This window comes from Terrabacter sp. Soil810 (assembly GCF_001429645.1).
Classification (GTDB): domain Bacteria; phylum Actinomycetota; class Actinomycetes; order Actinomycetales; family Dermatophilaceae; genus Terrabacter.
The window spans coordinates 51,317-66,641 of the sequence record NZ_LMSW01000001.1; the positions used below are offsets into that span (position 1 = coordinate 51,317).

Annotated in this window: 19 protein-coding genes; 9 read left to right on the top strand and 10 right to left on the bottom strand. The window is 73.5% G+C overall.

The genetic code is table 11. The features are described from left to right. Positions 1-120: 120 nt before the first annotated feature. From ASG96_RS00200 to ASG96_RS00225, 6 genes are all read right to left on the bottom strand, one after another. Positions 121-813 (bottom strand): NADPH-dependent F420 reductase, encoded by a 693-nt coding sequence (locus ASG96_RS00200; protein ID WP_056755697.1) that lies wholly within the window; start codon positions 811-813, stop codon positions 121-123. Positions 814-986: 173 nt separating this feature from the next. Then, positions 987-2,444 (bottom strand): HAMP domain-containing sensor histidine kinase, encoded by a 1,458-nt coding sequence (locus tag ASG96_RS00205; protein ID WP_057585873.1) that lies wholly within the window; start codon positions 2,442-2,444, stop codon positions 987-989. Further along, positions 2,441-3,346 (bottom strand): response regulator transcription factor, encoded by a 906-nt coding sequence (locus tag ASG96_RS00210; protein WP_369813555.1) that lies wholly within the window; start codon positions 3,344-3,346, stop codon positions 2,441-2,443. The genes ASG96_RS00205 and ASG96_RS00210 overlap by 4 nt, the downstream gene beginning before the upstream one ends. A gap of 72 nt (positions 3,347-3,418) precedes the next feature. After that, positions 3,419-3,916 (bottom strand): DedA family protein, encoded by a 498-nt coding sequence (locus ASG96_RS00215; RefSeq protein ID WP_056755706.1) that lies wholly within the window; start codon positions 3,914-3,916, stop codon positions 3,419-3,421. A gap of 54 nt (positions 3,917-3,970) precedes the next feature. Then, positions 3,971-4,531: a cysteine hydrolase family protein gene (locus tag ASG96_RS00220; protein WP_056755709.1), complete on the bottom strand. Its 561-nt coding sequence runs from the start codon at positions 4,529-4,531 to the stop codon at positions 3,971-3,973. Between the two features lie 90 nt (positions 4,532-4,621). Further along, entirely contained in the window at positions 4,622-5,038 is a 417-nt protein-coding gene (locus ASG96_RS00225) for a VOC family protein (protein ID WP_056755712.1), read from the bottom strand. Between the two features lie 62 nt (positions 5,039-5,100). Between ASG96_RS00225 and ASG96_RS00230 the strand changes: the two genes are divergently transcribed. From ASG96_RS00230 to ASG96_RS00250, 5 genes are all read left to right on the top strand, one after another. Further along, entirely contained in the window at positions 5,101-5,910 is an 810-nt protein-coding gene (locus ASG96_RS00230; protein ID WP_200958599.1) for an AraC family transcriptional regulator, read from the top strand. Between the two features lie 140 nt (positions 5,911-6,050). Further along, positions 6,051-6,479, top strand: a complete 429-nt coding sequence (locus ASG96_RS00235) for a DUF2000 domain-containing protein (RefSeq protein ID WP_056755714.1) — start codon at positions 6,051-6,053, stop codon at positions 6,477-6,479. A gap of 30 nt (positions 6,480-6,509) precedes the next feature. Next, positions 6,510-7,367 carry an RNA methyltransferase gene (locus tag ASG96_RS00240; RefSeq protein WP_056755717.1) on the top strand — a complete coding sequence of 286 codons (858 nt, stop codon included), beginning with the start codon at positions 6,510-6,512 and terminating at the stop codon, positions 7,365-7,367. Between the two features lie 140 nt (positions 7,368-7,507). Beyond that, on the top strand, positions 7,508-8,143 hold the full coding sequence (locus ASG96_RS00245; RefSeq protein WP_056755720.1) for a VOC family protein: 636 nt from the start codon (positions 7,508-7,510) through the stop codon (positions 8,141-8,143). 135 nt (positions 8,144-8,278) lie between these two features. Then, positions 8,279-8,989 carry a hypothetical protein gene (locus ASG96_RS00250; RefSeq protein WP_157610577.1) on the top strand — a complete coding sequence of 237 codons (711 nt, stop codon included), beginning with the start codon at positions 8,279-8,281 and terminating at the stop codon, positions 8,987-8,989. Between the two features lie 71 nt (positions 8,990-9,060). On the opposite strand, the gene ASG96_RS00255 is transcribed toward ASG96_RS00250, so the two are convergent. From ASG96_RS00255 to ASG96_RS00270, 4 genes are read right to left on the bottom strand one after another with little or no spacing between them, the layout of a single operon-like run. After that, a complete protein-coding gene (locus tag ASG96_RS00255; protein ID WP_369793592.1) occupies positions 9,061-11,607 on the bottom strand; it encodes a heavy metal translocating P-type ATPase in 2,547 nt (848 codons plus the stop codon). A gap of 2 nt (positions 11,608-11,609) precedes the next feature. Then, entirely contained in the window at positions 11,610-11,831 is a 222-nt protein-coding gene (locus ASG96_RS00260; RefSeq protein ID WP_056755730.1) for a heavy-metal-associated domain-containing protein, read from the bottom strand. A gap of 40 nt (positions 11,832-11,871) precedes the next feature. Further along, the gene (locus ASG96_RS00265) at positions 11,872-12,153 is read right to left on the bottom strand and encodes a metal-sensitive transcriptional regulator (protein WP_056755733.1); all 282 of its coding nucleotides are present in this window, start codon (positions 12,151-12,153) and stop codon (positions 11,872-11,874) included. 48 nt (positions 12,154-12,201) lie between these two features. After that, positions 12,202-12,609 (bottom strand): MmcQ/YjbR family DNA-binding protein, encoded by a 408-nt coding sequence (locus tag ASG96_RS00270; RefSeq protein ID WP_056755738.1) that lies wholly within the window; start codon positions 12,607-12,609, stop codon positions 12,202-12,204. A gap of 219 nt (positions 12,610-12,828) precedes the next feature. Between ASG96_RS00270 and ASG96_RS00275 the strand changes: the two genes are divergently transcribed. The 4 genes from ASG96_RS00275 to ASG96_RS00290 all read left to right on the top strand — a co-directional run bounded on the left by ASG96_RS00275 (position 12,829) and on the right by ASG96_RS00290 (position 15,248). Continuing rightward, positions 12,829-13,635, top strand: coding sequence for a bacterial transcriptional activator domain-containing protein (locus ASG96_RS00275; RefSeq protein WP_056755741.1), 807 nt, complete (start codon positions 12,829-12,831; stop codon positions 13,633-13,635). Positions 13,636-13,864: 229 nt separating this feature from the next. Then, complete coding sequence (locus ASG96_RS23525) at positions 13,865-14,101, top strand: hypothetical protein (protein WP_056755745.1); 237 nt, start codon at positions 13,865-13,867, stop codon at positions 14,099-14,101. Next, positions 14,098-14,640, top strand: a complete 543-nt coding sequence (locus ASG96_RS00285; protein ID WP_056755748.1) for a Pvc16 family protein — start codon at positions 14,098-14,100, stop codon at positions 14,638-14,640. The genes ASG96_RS23525 and ASG96_RS00285 overlap by 4 nt, the downstream gene beginning before the upstream one ends. Then, positions 14,637-15,248 (top strand): hypothetical protein, encoded by a 612-nt coding sequence (locus tag ASG96_RS00290; protein WP_057585875.1) that lies wholly within the window; start codon positions 14,637-14,639, stop codon positions 15,246-15,248. The genes ASG96_RS00285 and ASG96_RS00290 overlap by 4 nt, the downstream gene beginning before the upstream one ends. Positions 15,249-15,325: the final 77 nt, after the last annotated feature.

Below are 15,325 nucleotides of genomic sequence, written 5' to 3' on the forward strand. Positions count from 1 at the left end.
GCGGACCGGGGTGGTCGTCGGACCACCGTACTGACCGGAGCGCGCGAGGAAGTACTCCCCTCGGGGCCTAGTCTAGGTGGGCCCGGTCCGGTCCCCAAATCCCTGTCGAGAGTTGGCCGCTCAGGCCTCGTGCGGGGCTCGGGTGGCCCGCATGGCCCGACCGGCGACCTCGTCGGAACCGGCCGGGCGTGCGCCGGCCGTCCAGTCCTTCTCGTCGGCGGCGTACTGGAGGCCGTATGCCGACTGGTCGGGCTGGGTGCGCCAGCCCTCGGCGAGCGGGCCGAGGTCGAGGGTGTCGTAGCCGATGGCGTCGAGGGCCCGGCGCACGGAGTCCTTGGCGGCGGCGTCGTCTCCGGCGATGGCGAGCGCGCTGCGGTCGTCGGAGCCCGACGGGCGGGCGAGGTCGCGCAGGTGCTGGAAGTAGATGTTGTTGAAGCCCTTGACGACGTGCGACTGCGGCAGGTGCGCCTGGAGCAGCTCGGAGCTCGTCGTCGAGCCGTCGTCGAGCACGTCGATCCGGCCGTCGCGTCCGGGGTAGTAGTTCATCGTGTCGATGACGACCTTGCCCGCGAGCCCGTCGACGGGGACGTGGCGGTAGGCCTTGAGCGGGATCGTCACGACGACGAGGTCACCGGCTGCGGCCGCTTCCTGCGCCGTCGCGGCCCGGGCGTGCGGCCCCAGCTCGGAGACGAGGTCCGCGAGGGTCTCGGGACCCCTGCTGTTGCTGAGCACGACGTCGTGTCCGGCCGCGATCGCGAGCCGGGCGACGGTGCTGCCGATGTTGCCGCTGCCGATGAAACCCCAGGTGGTCATGCCTGCTCAACCGTCGGGGTGGCCGCCCCATTCCGCCGGCCGGATGATCCGACGTCCGGTGTGGTGATCACCCCACCGGACGCCGAACCATCCGCGGCACCACGGCGCGTGACCGGGCCCGTGACGCTGGTCGACCGCGTATGCCGTCCGCTGCGCCTGCGCCTCAGGCGCGGTCAGGGAGTGCTGGCGGTGCGCGTGGTTGCGGTGGGCGTGGTTGCGGCGCGGGCGGTCGCGTCGGTCCCGGCGCGGGCCGCGGGGTGGTCCGGCAGGCGCAGCGTGAAGCGGGCACCCCCTTCGGCCGCGTGCCCGGCCTCGACCGTCCCGCCGAGGAGCTGGGCGAGCCGCCCGACGATGGCCAGACCGAGCCCGGTGCCGACGGGTCGGATGCCGCGGTAGCGCTCGTGCAGGACCGACGGCTCGAAGGCGACGGGCAGGTCGTCGTCGGTGAGGCCCGGTCCGCCGTCACGGACCTCGACGACGAAGTTGGACGGCGTGCCTGCCTCGCGGCGCACCTCGACGACGATCGGGCGGCCGGACGGCGTGACGCGCAGGGCGTTCTCGAGCAGCCCGTCGACGAGCTGGCGCACGCGGGCCGGGTCGGTGACGGCCCAGGCGTCGGCCACGGCCGGGACGAAGGTGAAGGCCACCCCGACGGCGGCGCACCGCCGCGACCACACGGACTCGACCTCCCGGCCGAGGGCGACGAGGTCGGTGCGCTCGGGACTGACGCTCGGGCTGTCGGCGCCGAGCCGGGCGAGGTCGAGCAGGTCGCCGACGAGGCGCTCGAGACGTTTCGCCTCGGTGAGCACCACCCCGCCGACCCGGGCGGTCTCCTCGGTCGGCACGACGCCGCTGGCGAGCGACTCCGCGTAGCCGCTGATGCCGGTCAGTGGCGTGCGCAGGTCGTGCGACACCGACAGCAGGAAGTCGCGCTGGCGCCCCTCGGACCGGGACAGCGAGCTCGACAGCGAGTTGAGCGCGCTCGCGACCTCGGCAACCTCGTCGGGCCCCTCGACGGGGACCTGCACGTCGCGGTGCCCGGCCGCGAGGGCATGCGCCGCGTCGGCCGTGCGACGCAGCGGCCGGGACAGGCGACGGGCCACGGCGACGCTGACGACGACGGCCACGACGGCCGCGATGGCGAGGGCGAGGAGCACCCGGCGCACGAGCCGGTCTGAGTCGGCCGTGGCGTCGGACCGGCGCTGGACGAGGATGATGCCCCCGGCGTCGGTGGGCCGCCCCTCGACGAGGACGAGCGTGCCGCCGAGGTCGTCGCGGGTCGAGATGGTGCGCCCGGCAAGGAGCGCCCGTTGACGCGCCGGGGTGAGGGCGTCGCGGGCCAGGGCGCTCGTCGACGTCACGGCGCCGCCGCGTCCGACGCTGGCCGACTCGACCCCGAGGGCACCCAGGGTGCGGACGGCCTTGGCCTGCGAGGCCCGGGCGACCACCCCGGAGTCGGCCCGTTCGGCGCTCGCGTCGGCGATCCTCGACAGCGTGCGCCGGGCCGACTCGTCGGCCGACGTGCGGGTCAGGCCGACGGCGAGCAGGCCGGCGAGCAGGGCCGTCAGCACGGCGATGCCGACGGCGAGCAGGACGATCCGGCGTGACAGCGACCCCCGCACGGTCGTCACGGGTCGAGCCGTCCGGTGCCGGTCCGGCCGATGGCGTCGGTGTCGGTGTCGGTGTCGGTGTCGGTGTCGACAGCGTCGGCGGTGTCGCCCCTCGCACCGGCGTCCCGGTCGGGTGGAAGGTCGGGTGGAAGGTCGGGTGGAAGGTCGGGTGGAAGGTCGGGGGCGCGGTCGGCGGCGTCGCGGGGGGCCCGCTCGGCGGCATACCCGACGGAGCGCACGGTCCGGATCGGGCTGGCGTCGCCGAGCTTGGCGCGGACCTGGGCGACGTGGACGTCGACGGTGCGCCCGCCGGCCGTCGCGGCATACCCCCAGACGTCGCTGAGCAGCTGCTCACGCGTGAAGACGACGCCGGGCCGCCGCATGAGGTGGCTCAGGAGGTCGAACTCCGTTGCGGTGAGGGCGATCTCGCGACCGGCGACCCGGACCTCGTGGCTCGTCAGGTCGATGCTCAGATCACCGACGCGGAGCATCTCGGGCGCCATCGCGTCCCCGCGGGTGCGTCGCAGCACGCCCCCGAGTCGTGCCACGAGCTCCCGCGGGGAGAAAGGCTTCGTGATGTAGTCGTCGGCGCCGAGCTCGAGGCCGACGATGCGGTCGACCTCGTCGTCGCGGGCCGTCACGAAGAGCACCGGCGTCCAGTCGCCCCGACCCCGGAGGCGGCGGCACACCTCGATGCCGTCGAGGACCGGCAGGCCGATGTCGAGCACGATGGCGCTCGGTCGCAGGTCGCGCGCGGCGTCGAGGGCACGGGCCCCGTCGCCGACCACCTCGACGCCGTAGCCGGCCGCCCGGAGGTTGAGCCGCAGCACGTCGGCGATGGCCGGCTCGTCCTCGACGACGAGCACGAGGCCGCGCGCCGGCTCCGGACGTCGGTCGGGGCTCGCGCCGGGATCGGTGGACACGTTCGCAGCGTAGTGAGCCCGGACGGCGCCCACGTCACGCTCGTGTTCGGGTCGTGTCAGGAGGCGTGGCGCTCACTCGAGTGGGACGGGGCGCTCACTCGGCTGGGTGCGGGTGCGGGTGTGGGTGCGGCGCCGGGTGGCGAGCCAAGCGGCGACGGCGACCACGACCAGCACGAGGACGGCGACGCCCCACCACGACCCGGCCTCGGCGGCGAGCCAGGCCTGCACCACGGCCAGACCCACCGTCGCGTAGAGCACCGCCCACACGGCCGACCCGGCGATGGCGGCCGGCAAGTAGTAGCGCAGCGGCATCCGCATGACGCCGGTGGTCAGGTGGATCGCGGTCTGGATGCCGACGGTGAGGTAGGAGAGCGTGACGGCGAAGGGACCGAACCGTCGGAGCATCGTCTCGGCGCGGCCGGTCACGTCGCCGTGCGTGCCACGGTGGCGACGCCAGCCGGCGATGGCACCACGACCGACCCAGTACGTGCCGTTGGACCGCACCATGGCGCTCGCGAAGAGCGCCAGGAACGCCTGCCAGAAGGGCAGGGCGGCCAACGTGTCGAGCATGGCTCCAGCCTAGGCGGGCTCGCGTCGAGGTCCCTCAGAGGTCGCGCCGCCCGGTCAGCGGGCGCGGAAGTCGACCTCGGCCGTGGGCGTCACGTCGCCCGTGCGTCCCGGAGCCTCGGACCACGACCAGTAGACGTTGGTGTGGGCGATGACCTGCTCGGGTGAGACCGGAACGCCCCACTGGCGGAGGTCCTCGGTCGTGTGGGCGTCCTCGACGAGGGTGGTGTCGTAACCGCGGACGAGCGCGCCGTGGAGGGTCGACCGGATGCACGCGTCGGTCTGCGCGCCGGTGACGACGACCCGCCCGACCTGTCGTTCGGCGAGGATCGCCTCGAGGTCGGTGTCCTCGAACGAGTCGCCGTAACGCTTGTGGACGAGCGGCTCGGACTCCTCGCGGGTCAGCTCCGGGACGTACTGCCAGCCGTCGGTGTCCATCGGCATGTTGTCGTCGGAGTGCTGCACCCAGATGACCGGCACGTGCTCGGTGCGGGCCTTGTCGACGAGGGTGTTGATGCGGCCGATGACGCCGTCGCGGTCCCAGGCGCCCGACACGACGTCGTTCTGGACGTCGATGACGAGCAGGGCGGTGTTGGGTCGTCCGTCGAGGGTGGTCATCGTGCCTCCTGGTCCCGCGACCCCGGCGCGCCGGTGCCCCGGGGTCTCCGTCGTCCCGACGCTACGCCGAGCCGCCGACAGGCAGGAGCGTCAGGGCGCGACGAGAAGGCAGAACGGGTGGCCGGCCGGGTCGGCGAGCACGACGAGCGGCTCGCTCTCGTCGTCGGTGCGGTCGAGCAGCACCTCGGCGCCCAGCGCGAGGGCCCGCTCCCGGTGGCGGTCCAGCTCGGCGACGCTCGGCACGGCGTAGTCGATGTGCAGCTGCATCGGCACCTCGTGGCTCGGCCACGTCGACCGGGGGAGTGCCACGTCGACCCGCTGGAACGCGAGGCGCCGCACCCCGTCGGCGTCGAGCAGCACGAGCCAGTCGGCGTCGTCGGGCCCGTCGGCCGGGGGCTCGTGGCCGGATCGGTAGTGCAGTCCGAGCAGGACTCGGTAGAACTCGGCCAGGCCCCGGGCGTCCGTCGTGTCGAGCGCGGTGTGCATGAGGCGCGGGAAGTCGGTCACGGGCCCTCCTCCGTCGTGGTCGACCTCCACCCTACGAGCCGAGACCGGGTTACCGTGCCCGAGTGGGAGCGCCGATCGACCGGACCGCGTCGTGGCGCCCGGACGTGGCCGGGATCGCCGAGGTCTTCCACGCGCAGTGGCACGACCACGCGTATCCGGGGCACACCCACGACACGTGGACCCTGCTCGTCGTCGACGACGGCGTCATCGGCTACGACCTCGACCGCCACGACCACACGGCCGTGCGCTCGGGCGTCACGCTGCTGCCACCGCACGTCGTCCACGACGGCCGCGCCCTGACGTCGACCGGCTTCCGCAAGCGTGTCGTCTACCTCGAGGAGGACGTCATCGCGCCCGACCTCGTCGGGTCGGCCGTCGACGCTCCCCTGCTGCCCGATGCCGCTCTGCCCGAGGCGGTTTCGCGGCTCGACCGCGCGCTCGTGGCGCGCGACGACCTCGAGGCCGAGTCGCGCCTCGCCCTCGTCGTCGAGCGGCTGAACGCCCATCTCGTACGCGGTCGCCGGGCTGCCGCGGTCCCCGCGCCGCCGGCACCCGGACCGGTCGCCCGACTCGCCCGTGAGGCCCTCGACGCCGACCCCGTCGGAACCCCCGGGATCGCCGCGGTGGCGGCCTCGCTCGGCGTCACGACACCGCACCTGGTGCGCTCCTTCGCCGCCGCGTACGGCCTCCCGCCCCACGCGTACGTCATCGGTCGGCGTCTCGACCTCGCCCGACGACGGCTACGCGACGGCGTCCCGGCAGCGCTCGTGGCGACGGAGGCCGGCTTCTACGACCAGGCGCACCTGACGCGGCACTTCCGCCGGTTCCTCGGCACGACACCCGCCCGCTACCAGCGCTCCTCCGCCCCCTGAACCTCCACACGGCAACACACCGAGCAGGTCACAACCCACCGGGTTCGGACTGCGGGGTGTTGTGACCTGCACGGTGTGTTGCGGGGGAGGGTCAACGACGTACAAGACGGTGGCCCGCGCGACCCCGCAGGCTGGGGGCCATGGACGACCTGCTCACCCCGCCCTTCGACACCAAGATCGCCGTCCTCGTGCGCGACGACCTCGAGCCCTGGCAGCGCCTCAACGTCACGGCGTTCCTCGTCAGCGGTGTGACGGCCGCGCACCCCGAGCTCGTCGGGCAGCCGTACGCCGACGCCGACGGGCACGCGTACCTCCCCCTTCTCGGGATGCCCGTCCTCGTCTTCGAGGGTGGCGCCCCGACGCTGACCGCGGCGCACGAGCGGGCGCTCCGACGGGGGACGGCGCTCGCCGTCTACACGCGCGCGATGTTCGCGACCGGGCACGACGCCGACAACCGCGCGGCCGTCGCGTCCGTGCCCGCCGCCGACCTCGACCTCGTCGGCCTCGCCCTGCACGCCCCGAAGAACGCCGTCGACCGCATCCTCAAGGGCGCCCGCCTCCACCCCTGACGTGCACGCGAATGGGATGCTGGGCCTGCCATGACGAACGCGACCCACTCCTCCCACGAGCCGACCATCACGTCCGCGTCCAACCCGCGCCTCAAGGGCCTGCTCGCCCTGCGCCGGCGGCGCACCCGCGAGGAGACCGGGCAGACGCTCGTCGAGGGCTACGAGGAGATCGGCCTCGCCCTCTCGGCCGGCGTGCGGCCCGGCACCGTCTACGTCTGCGAGGAGCTCTTCAGCCCCGCCGGCCGCGCCGGGAGCCAGGACATCGGCCACCAGACCGACCTGGTCGCGCGCCTGCGTGACGACCGCGTCGAGGTCGTGCACCTCAGCCGCAGCGCCTTCGAGAAGGTCAGCTACCGCGAGGGCCCCGACGGGCTCCTCGCCGTCGTCGACCGCATCGGCGTCGCCCTCGACGACCTGCGCGTCGACGGGGCCGACCACCTCACCCTGCTCAGCCAGGGCGTCGAGAAGCCCGGCAACCTCGGCGCCATGCTCCGCACCGCCGACGCTGCCGGGGTCGACGCCGTCGTGGCCGCAGACCCCGTCACCGACTGGGGCAACCCCAACGTCGTGCGCGCGAGCAAGGGGACCGTGTTCGCGGTGCCGGCCGCGAGCGCGACGACGGCCGAGGCGCTCGACTGGATCGCGACGAACGAGATCCGTCTCGTGGTCACGACCCCCGAGACCGACCTGCTGCACACCGACGTCGACTACACCGGCCGCGTCGCCATCGCGGTCGGCAGCGAGAAGCACGGCACCGACCGCACCCTGCTCGACGCCGCCACCCACCGCGTCCGGATTCCCATGCACGGCAAGGCGAACAGCCTCAACGTCGCCGCGTCGGCCGCGATCGTGCTCTACGAGGCGGTTCGTCAACGCGACGCGCGCTGACCGGGCGGCCCTCCGGGAGCCCGCGGGACGGCATACGAGGTGACGCCCAGGTTTCATTCATGTGACGCGTGTGACGAGCCCCGCAGGGGACAGGGAGGGGTGGTCAAGAGCACCCCTTGGCGTGTGTCACGATGTTCTGTATGCGAGTTGACCACGTCTCCTATGCAGCAGAGGCCGGTGGCCTCAAGGCCACGGCCGCCCGGCTGTCCGAGCTCATCGGCGTCGCCCCTGTCGACGGCGGGGTGCATCCCCGGTTCGGCACGCGCAACGTGATCTTCCCCCTGGCCAAGGACCACTACCTCGAGGTCGTCGAGGTGCTGGACCACCCGGCCTCCGACAAGGCGCCCTTCGGGCAGGCCGTCCGTGCCGCCTCCGAGGCCGGTGGCGGCTGGCTCGGCTGGGTCGTCGCCGTCGACGACATCGTCGTCGTCGAGCATCGCCTCGGTCGCGAGTCGGTCCCGGGCAACCGGCACCGCCCCGACGGCACCGAGCTCAAGTGGCGCCAGCTCGGCATCAAGGGCCTCATGGCGGACCCGCAGGTCCCCTACTTCATCGAGTGGGACGACATGACGGTGCACCCCTCCGCGGGCGCCGACACGTCGGTCTCGATCGACAACCTCCAGATCGCCGGTGACCCCAAGCGCGTGCGCGAGTGGCTCGGCCCGGAGGACACCTTCGACAAGGGCGGCATCGACTTCACGTTCGTCGCCCCGCACGGCACGCCGGGTCTGCTGTCGGTCACCTTCGACACCCCGGCCGGCAAGGTCACCATCTGACCGAGCCACCAGCTCGCACGCGAACGGCGGCCACCCTTCGGGGTGGCCGCCGTTCGTCGTCCCGATGTCGTATGCCGTGTCGCGCGGCGGCCGGTCGCGCCCGGGTTCGCCGGGTGGCCGGGTTAGGGTGCCTGGATGCCCCAGGAGCCGGTGCAGGAGCGCGACGGTCAGGTCCACAGGTGGGGGAGGCGCCGCCCGGTGCCGAGCCTCGACCTCGAGGCGCTGCCGCGCGACGTCCGCGCTGCCGTGGAGGCGATGGTCGCCGGGCAGGAGGTCACGCTCCGCCGCGACGGACGCGAGATCGGCGTGCTGGTGCACCATCCGAGCGTGCTGGTGGGCACCGTCCTGGGTGGGCCGGAGCCGGAGCGGGCCGGTCGCGGGGACGACGACGGTGGTGGTCCGGAGCGCGTGCCCGAGGGCGTCATGGTGGTGGCGACGGCGACGAAGCTGTCGAAGGCCGCTCGCCAGCGACTCTCCGACGAGCTGGGCGACGGCTACGTCGTGCTCGACCTGCTCAGGGCCCCGACGAGCGCCGACGTCGTGCTGACCCACCCGGTGAGCCCGCAGCTGCTCGGGTCACTGCGAGGGATGTTCCCCCAGGCCCGCATCATCGTGACCGAGATCGAGGACGACGAGCTCGGTGTCAGCGCACCGGGACCCGTGAGTCGGTTGCTCGACGCCGGGGCCTCGGCCTACCTGCCGCCGCGGCCCCTCCGCGAGGTGGCCGCCAACGTGCACGCCTACCTCACCGGCTCCGGTGCGCCGCAGCTGACTGCTGGCGGCTCGGACCCGGCACCGGTGGCGGCCCTGCCGTCGTCGGCCGAGGAGACCGCACCACCCGGTTGAGGTATTCCGCCTGCAGTATCGGCGGGCCGAATACCTCAAACCGCGGGGTCGTGAGGTGACCGGGGGCCCCGTCAGCGGTGCCAGCGCTTGAGACGCAGCGAGTTGCTGACGACGAGCACCGACGAGAGGGCCATCGTCGCGCCGGCGATCATCGGGTTGAGCAGGCCGAACGCGGCGAGCGGGATGGCGGCGGTGTTGTAGCCGAACGCCCAGGCGAGGTTCTGCTTGATGATGCGCAGCGTCGCGCGGGAGAGACCGATGGCGTCGCCGACGGCGTCGAGGTCGGTGCGCACGAGGACGATGTCGGCGGAGTCCATGGCGACGTCGGTGCCCGAACCCATCGCCAGGCCGAGGTCGGCCTGGGCGAGCGCGGCCGCGTCGTTGACGCCGTCGCCGACCATGGCGACGACCCGGCCGGACGTCTGCAGCTCGGTCACGACCGCGTGCTTCTCGGCGGGCAGCACGTCGGCGCGCACGTTGCGGGCGTCGATGCCGACCTGCTCGGCGACGCTGCGCGCGTTGGACGCGCTGTCGCCGGTCAGCAGGTAGGGCGTGAGGCCGAGCGCCCGCAGCCGGGCGATGGCGGCCGTGGACGACTCACGCACCGTGTCCTCGACGGTGAGGGCCGCCCGGGCGACGCCGTCCCAGCCGACGAAGACCGTCGTGCCGGCGTGGCTCCGCGCGTGCTCCAACAGCTCGGGGTCGACGCTCTCGAAGAGGACGGCCTTGCCGACGGTGACCTCGGTGTCCTTGATCCGGGCGGTCGCGCCCTCGCCCGGGTTGGCCTGGAAGTCGTGGATGCGCGGCAGGTCGAGCCTGGCCAGCCGCGCGCCGTCGACGACGGCCTGCGCGATGGGGTGCTCGCTGCCCTGCTCGACGGCGGCGGCCGCCGTGAGCGCTGCCTTCTTGGAGAGCTTGCCGCGCACGGCGATGCTCCGCAGCCGCAGCTGACCCGTGGTCACGGTGCCCGTCTTGTCGAGCACGACGGTGTCGACGCGGCGGGTGTCCTCGAGGACCTGCGGGCCCTTGATGAGGGTGCCGAGCTGGGCGCCGCGGCCGGTGCCGACGAGCAGGGCGGTCGGCGTGGCGAGACCGAGCGCGCAGGGGCAGGCGATGATGAGGACCGTCACGGCGACGGCGAGCGACGTGCCGAGGTCGTGGCCCGTCAGGAGCCACGCGACGAAGGTCACGACCGCGATGACGAGGACGACCGGGACGAAGATCGCAGAGACGCGGTCGGCGAGGCGCTGGACGTCGGCTTTGCCGGTCTGCGCGGTCTCGACGAGGCGCTGGATGCCGGCGAGCATCGTGTCGGCGCCGACCTTGCGGGCCTCGACGACGATGCGTCCGGTGGAGTTGATCGAGCCGCCGGTGACGTCGTCGCCGGGGGAGACGTCGACGGGCGTGGACTCGCCGGTGACGAGGCTCGCATCGACGGCGCTCGACCCGTCGCGCACGGTGCCGTCGGTCGCGACCTTCTCGCCCGGGCGCACGACGAACTGGTCGCCGACGACGAGCTGGTCGACGGGGATGCGCAGCTCGCTCGTGATCCGCGACTGCGGGTCGATGCGCAGGACGGACACGTCCTTGGCGCCGAGGTCGAGCAGCGAGCGCAGGGCGTCCTTGCCGGAGTCCTTGGCGCGGGCCTCGAGGAAGCGGCCGACGAGCAGGAACGTCGTGACGACCGAGGCGACCTCGAAGTAGAGGTGCATGCCGCCCTGGAGCAGCTCGACGACGGAGTAGCCCCAGGCGGCGAGCACGCCGATCGAGACGAGCGTGTCCATCGTCGACGCGAGGTGCCGGGCGTTGACGGCGGCGGCGCGGTGGAAGGGCCAGGCGCACCAGAAGACGACGGGCGTCGCGAGGACCAGCTCGAGCCATGGGCTCGCCGCGAACTCGGGCAGCACCATGGCGAGCAGCAGCACCGGGATCGTCAGGGCGATGGCGACGACGAGCCGGGGCTTGAGGACGTCCTGCGCGGGGGTGTGGTCGAGGTGGTTCTCGCCGGCACCGCCGTGGCCCGCGTGGTCCGCGTGGCCGGCGTGGCCGGCGTGGTCCGCGGGGGCGGCGTGGTCCGCGGGGGCGGCGTGGCCGGCGTGGCCGGCATCACCCGAGCCGTGGGTGTGCGGTGCGGGCCGGGCGTCGGACTTCACGGCTCCGGCCCCGGCTGTGGTCGCGGCCGTGGCGGCCGCGGATGCGGCGGACGCGTCACGGACCTTCTGCCGGGCCAGCTCCTGGGCGCGCAGCTTCTCGAGGAGGGCTCCGGCTGCAGGTTTTGCGGGCTCGTCGCCCGCGGTCGCGACGGGGGCACTCTCGGGCGACACGGCATACGCGGTCGGCGTGGTGGTGGCGGCGGGGCGGGCGGGGCGCGAGCCGTCGATGACGGTGGCGCCGTAGCCGGTCTTCTTCACCTCGGCGACGATCTGCTCGACCGTGACCGGGGCGGTGAACGAGACGAGGGCCTTCTCGGTGGCGAGGTTGACGGTCGCGGACTCGACGCCCGCGACCTTCGAGAGCTTGCGCTCGATGCGGGCCGAGCAGGAGGCGCAGGTCATGCCGGTGATGGCGAGCCGGACCTCGTCGGGGGTCCGCTCGGTGGTCACCGGTGCCCGGCCCATGCTCATCGGAGGCTGTAGCCCGCCTCGGCGACGGCGTCGGCGACGACGGCCGGGTCGAGGGGGGCCTCGCTGGTGATGGTGACGGGCGAGTCCTCGCCCGGGTGCAGGTCGACGGCGACCGCGACGACGCCGGGCAGTGCGGACAGCTCGCCGCTCACGGCGGAGCTGCAGTGGCCGCACGTCATGCCGGCGACGGTGATCTCGGTCTGGGTGGTCTCGGTCATCGTGGTCTCCTCGGACGGGATGGACGGTGGGGCGGAGGGCTCAGCTGCGGACAAGTCGTGCGATGGCCTCGGAGGCCTCGCGGACCTTCTCGGCGGCGGCCTCGTCGGACTCCCGGGCGGCGTCGACGACGCAGTGGGCCACGTGGTCCTCGAGCAGCCCCAGGCTGACCGCCTGCAGCGCCTTGGTGATCGCGCTGACCTGGGTCAGGATGTCGATGCAGTAGGTGTCGCTGTCGACCATCTTCTGCACCCCGCGGACCTGCCCCTCGATGCGGCGCAGCCGCTTCAGGTAGTCGTCCTTGCTGCCGGTGTATCCAGCCATGGCACCTCCTCGTCGTCAACAGGATACCCCTCTGGGGTATTCCGTCCGTCATGGACCGTCGAGCAGCTCCTTCGCCAGTCGCTTGGGCGCCTTGGTCAGCCAGGCGTCGGTCACGACCTCGCGGATCTCCTCCGCCGTCAGCCTCCCGAGGTCGCGCTCGAGCAGCAGCACCGCGTTGTAGCCGTTCCAGTGCGGCGTCGTGAACCACGGCGAGTCCGGGTCCGAGACCATCGACTCCTTGTCCTCGGCCGTGCACGTGAAGGCGAGGACGTCGTCGTACGGCTCACCCGTCTCGGGGTCGAACGCGTCCTTGCGCGGGCCTCGCGCGAACGCGAACGTCCTGCCGCGCACCGCGAACGACGGTCGCCCTCCCGACGGCGGGTCGCGCGTCACCTCGGGCAGCGCGGCGGCTGCCTCGTCGATGTCGCGGAGCCGGGCGGGGCGCGAGCGGGCCATGCCCTCGCACGTTAGCCCGCCAGACGGCATACCTGAAGGGGCCACGCGGGGCGGCCTGCAGCCGTCGGCGGATCCGGCCGAAGCGGTCACGAAACATGCGGTTCGGGCGTATTTTCTTGGGTGAGCAGCCCACCTCGATGTGTGGGGGTTAGCGTGGCCGTCTCGGGGCTCAGACTGAATCTTCTCGGTGCTCCGACGCTCGTCTCGGGAGACGATCCCGTGGCGCTGTCGCCGGGTGCCGCGGTGCTCGTCGCCTATCTCGCGCTCGCACCGCGCGAGGGGCGCCGGCGCGCGGTCGCGGCTGCCCAGCTCTTCTCCGACTGTCCGGAGGACTCCGCCCGCCGCCGGCTCAACACGGCCGTCTGGCGCCTGCAGTCCGAGGTGCGCGCGAGCACGGGCGTCGAGCTCGTCGGCCGCTCCGGTGGACGGTCGGTCGCGCTGAGCCCGGGCGTGCCGATGACGGTCGATGCCGTGCGCTTCGAGGACCTCCTCGCGCCTGTGCTGCGACGCAGCGTCGTCGACCTCATGGACGACGACGTCCGACGGCTCGAGGACGCCGTCGCGCTGCACCGCGGTCGCCTCGTCGAGGTCTGCGACGACGAGTGGGTGCTCGGCGCACGCCACCGCATCGAGACCCTCTACCTCACCGCCCTCGACTACCTCGTCCAGCACCACGGCACGCGCGGCGACGTCGCGGCGGTCGACCGCTACGGGGCGCTCGCGCTCGCCATCGAGCCGCTGCGCGAGGACGTCCACCGCCACCTCATGGGCGCCTACGCCGCGTCCGGTCGGCACGACCTCGTCGAGCGGCAGTTCGAGCAGTGCCGCCTGACGCTGCTCGCCGAGCTCGGCGCCGACCCGATGCCCGAGACGGTCGCGCTCTACGCGCGGATCACCCGTGGCGACGCCGGGCAGGCCGCCTCGGTCGCCGCGCTCGTCGCCGAGCTCGAGCGGGCCCGACGCGAGGTCGTGCGGCTCGCCGAGATCGTCGACCGCGCGCTCGACCGCCTCCACCGCATGCCCTGACGGGCACCGAGGGCGTATGCCGTGTCGCCGGGGTGGCGGCCAGACGTGGCCACTCGACGTGGCGGGGGCGGCCAGTCGTGGCCTCTCGACGGGTGCGCGTGGGCCACGAGCGGCCTCTCGACGGGTGGGGGTGGGCCACGAGTGGCCTGTCGACGGGTGCGGGGTGATCGGGTCGTGATCGGGGGCGGGGGTCGCGGTGATCGGTCGGTGATCGGCGACCGGGACGCTCGTGGCTGAGCAGAAGGGTCACGGCCTGGTGATGCGAGCGTGGAGGCGGCGATTCCTCATCGACGTGTGGGCCGAGCCCCGCGACGTCGACTCGCTCCCGGCCGTCATCAGGGCCCGGGTGCGCGACATGGCCACGGACGAGGAGACCTACGTGGGATCGTTCGCCGAGATCGAGCGGATCGTCGAGGCACGCCTCGACGACGACGGCGTGGACCCGCGGCGTTGGGAGCGACCGTGATCCGCGAGGTCAGCGAGGCGCTGCGCGACGTCGTCCACCGGGCGACGCCCGACCTCGGCTCGTGGGTCGTGCTCCACTCGCTGTCCCAGGGCGACAAGACCGCCCTGCCGGACACCAAGGGCGTCCTCGCGCTCATCGCGGTCGCCGAGCACCCGCACCTGCGCAACCGGCCCCTCGTCGACGGGCTCACCGGGCTCGTCCGCGCCCCGCTCTCGCTCCAGCTGACCTACCTCGTGACCTACATCGGCGAGCACGACGAGGCGCAGACCCGGCTCGGCCGCGTCGTCCAGGCCTTCCACACGACGCCGATCGTGCGACCGCCGGAGCTAGCGCCACCGCTGTCAGACGAGGTCGAGAGCCTCGGCATCCGCCTGCTCGCCCCGACCGCCGACGAGCGCAACCAGGTGTGGGGGTCGCTCGGGCGCCCGGGCCGGCTCGCGCTCTTCTACGAGGTCGACGTCGCGCCCGTGCCGGTCCTCGAGCGGGACGGCCGCGGCCGGGTCCGCGAGCACCGCATCGACTGGGTGGGGGCGACGTGAGCGTCCAGCCGGCGGCCCCGCACCTCGCGACCGTGACGACGACGCTGCGTCACACGGTGCGCCTCGTCCACGCCTCGACGGGCGCGCGGCTGCGCGGGCTCGAGGCGCACCTCGAGGGTGCCCCGGCCGGCTGGAGCCTGCGCGTGCTGCCCGACGTCCTCGTCGTCAGCGCCCGCGCCGACGCGCGCGAGCCCGCGACGCCGCCGACGGTCGTCGTGACCCTCACCGACGGGGCGCTCGCCGACGTCCTCGTGATGCCGCCGGTCGCGGGCCGGCCGCCGCGGACGCTCGTCATCGGCCTCGACGCCGACGAGGTCGAGCACGCCGTCCACCCGGTGCCGACGACCCTGACCGTCGTCCTCACGACACCGTCGACCGGAGCGCCGCGGACCGGTGCCACCGTCACCGCACGCGCCACGTCCGGACCGAACCCCAGGCCGAGCGTCACCCTCCCCGAGGTCGCGCCCGGCACCTACCGGTCGGCGCCCGTCGAGTGGACCGCCGCCTTCACCCCGCTCGACGTGCTCGTCGGGGGCCAGCCGCTGCGCACGCTCACCGTCGACGTCCGCACGACGGCCACCCGCGTCGACCTCGTCGACACGACCTGACCCCGGCACCCCCGGGCGACCGCACCACCTGCACCGAACCGCACCTCAACCGAACCGCATCGAACCGCACCCCCACC

What these genes read in the sequence shown, in the direction of transcription:
- ASG96_RS00200 (WP_056755697.1), bottom strand. Translation starts at nt 813, where the DNA reads ATGACCACCTGGGGTTTCATCGGCAGCGGCAACATCGGCAGCACCGTC.
- ASG96_RS00215 (WP_056755706.1), bottom strand. Translation starts at nt 3,916, where the DNA reads ATGCTCGACACGTTGGCCGCCCTGCCCTTCTGGCAGGCGTTCCTGGCG.
- ASG96_RS00220 (WP_056755709.1), bottom strand. Translation starts at nt 4,531, where the DNA reads ATGACCACCCTCGACGGACGACCCAACACCGCCCTGCTCGTCATCGAC.
- ASG96_RS00235 (WP_056755714.1), top strand. Translation starts at nt 6,051, where the DNA reads ATGGACGACCTGCTCACCCCGCCCTTCGACACCAAGATCGCCGTCCTC.
- ASG96_RS00240 (WP_056755717.1), top strand. Translation starts at nt 6,510, where the DNA reads ATGACGAACGCGACCCACTCCTCCCACGAGCCGACCATCACGTCCGCG.
- ASG96_RS00245 (WP_056755720.1), top strand. Translation starts at nt 7,508, where the DNA reads ATGCGAGTTGACCACGTCTCCTATGCAGCAGAGGCCGGTGGCCTCAAG.
- ASG96_RS00250 (WP_157610577.1), top strand. Translation starts at nt 8,279, where the DNA reads ATGCCCCAGGAGCCGGTGCAGGAGCGCGACGGTCAGGTCCACAGGTGG.
- ASG96_RS00255 (WP_369793592.1), bottom strand. Translation starts at nt 11,607, where the DNA reads ATGGGCCGGGCACCGGTGACCACCGAGCGGACCCCCGACGAGGTCCGG.
- ASG96_RS00260 (WP_056755730.1), bottom strand. Translation starts at nt 11,831, where the DNA reads ATGACCGAGACCACCCAGACCGAGATCACCGTCGCCGGCATGACGTGC.
- ASG96_RS00265 (WP_056755733.1), bottom strand. Translation starts at nt 12,153, where the DNA reads ATGGCTGGATACACCGGCAGCAAGGACGACTACCTGAAGCGGCTGCGC.
- ASG96_RS00270 (WP_056755738.1), bottom strand. Translation starts at nt 12,609, where the DNA reads ATGGCCCGCTCGCGCCCCGCCCGGCTCCGCGACATCGACGAGGCAGCC.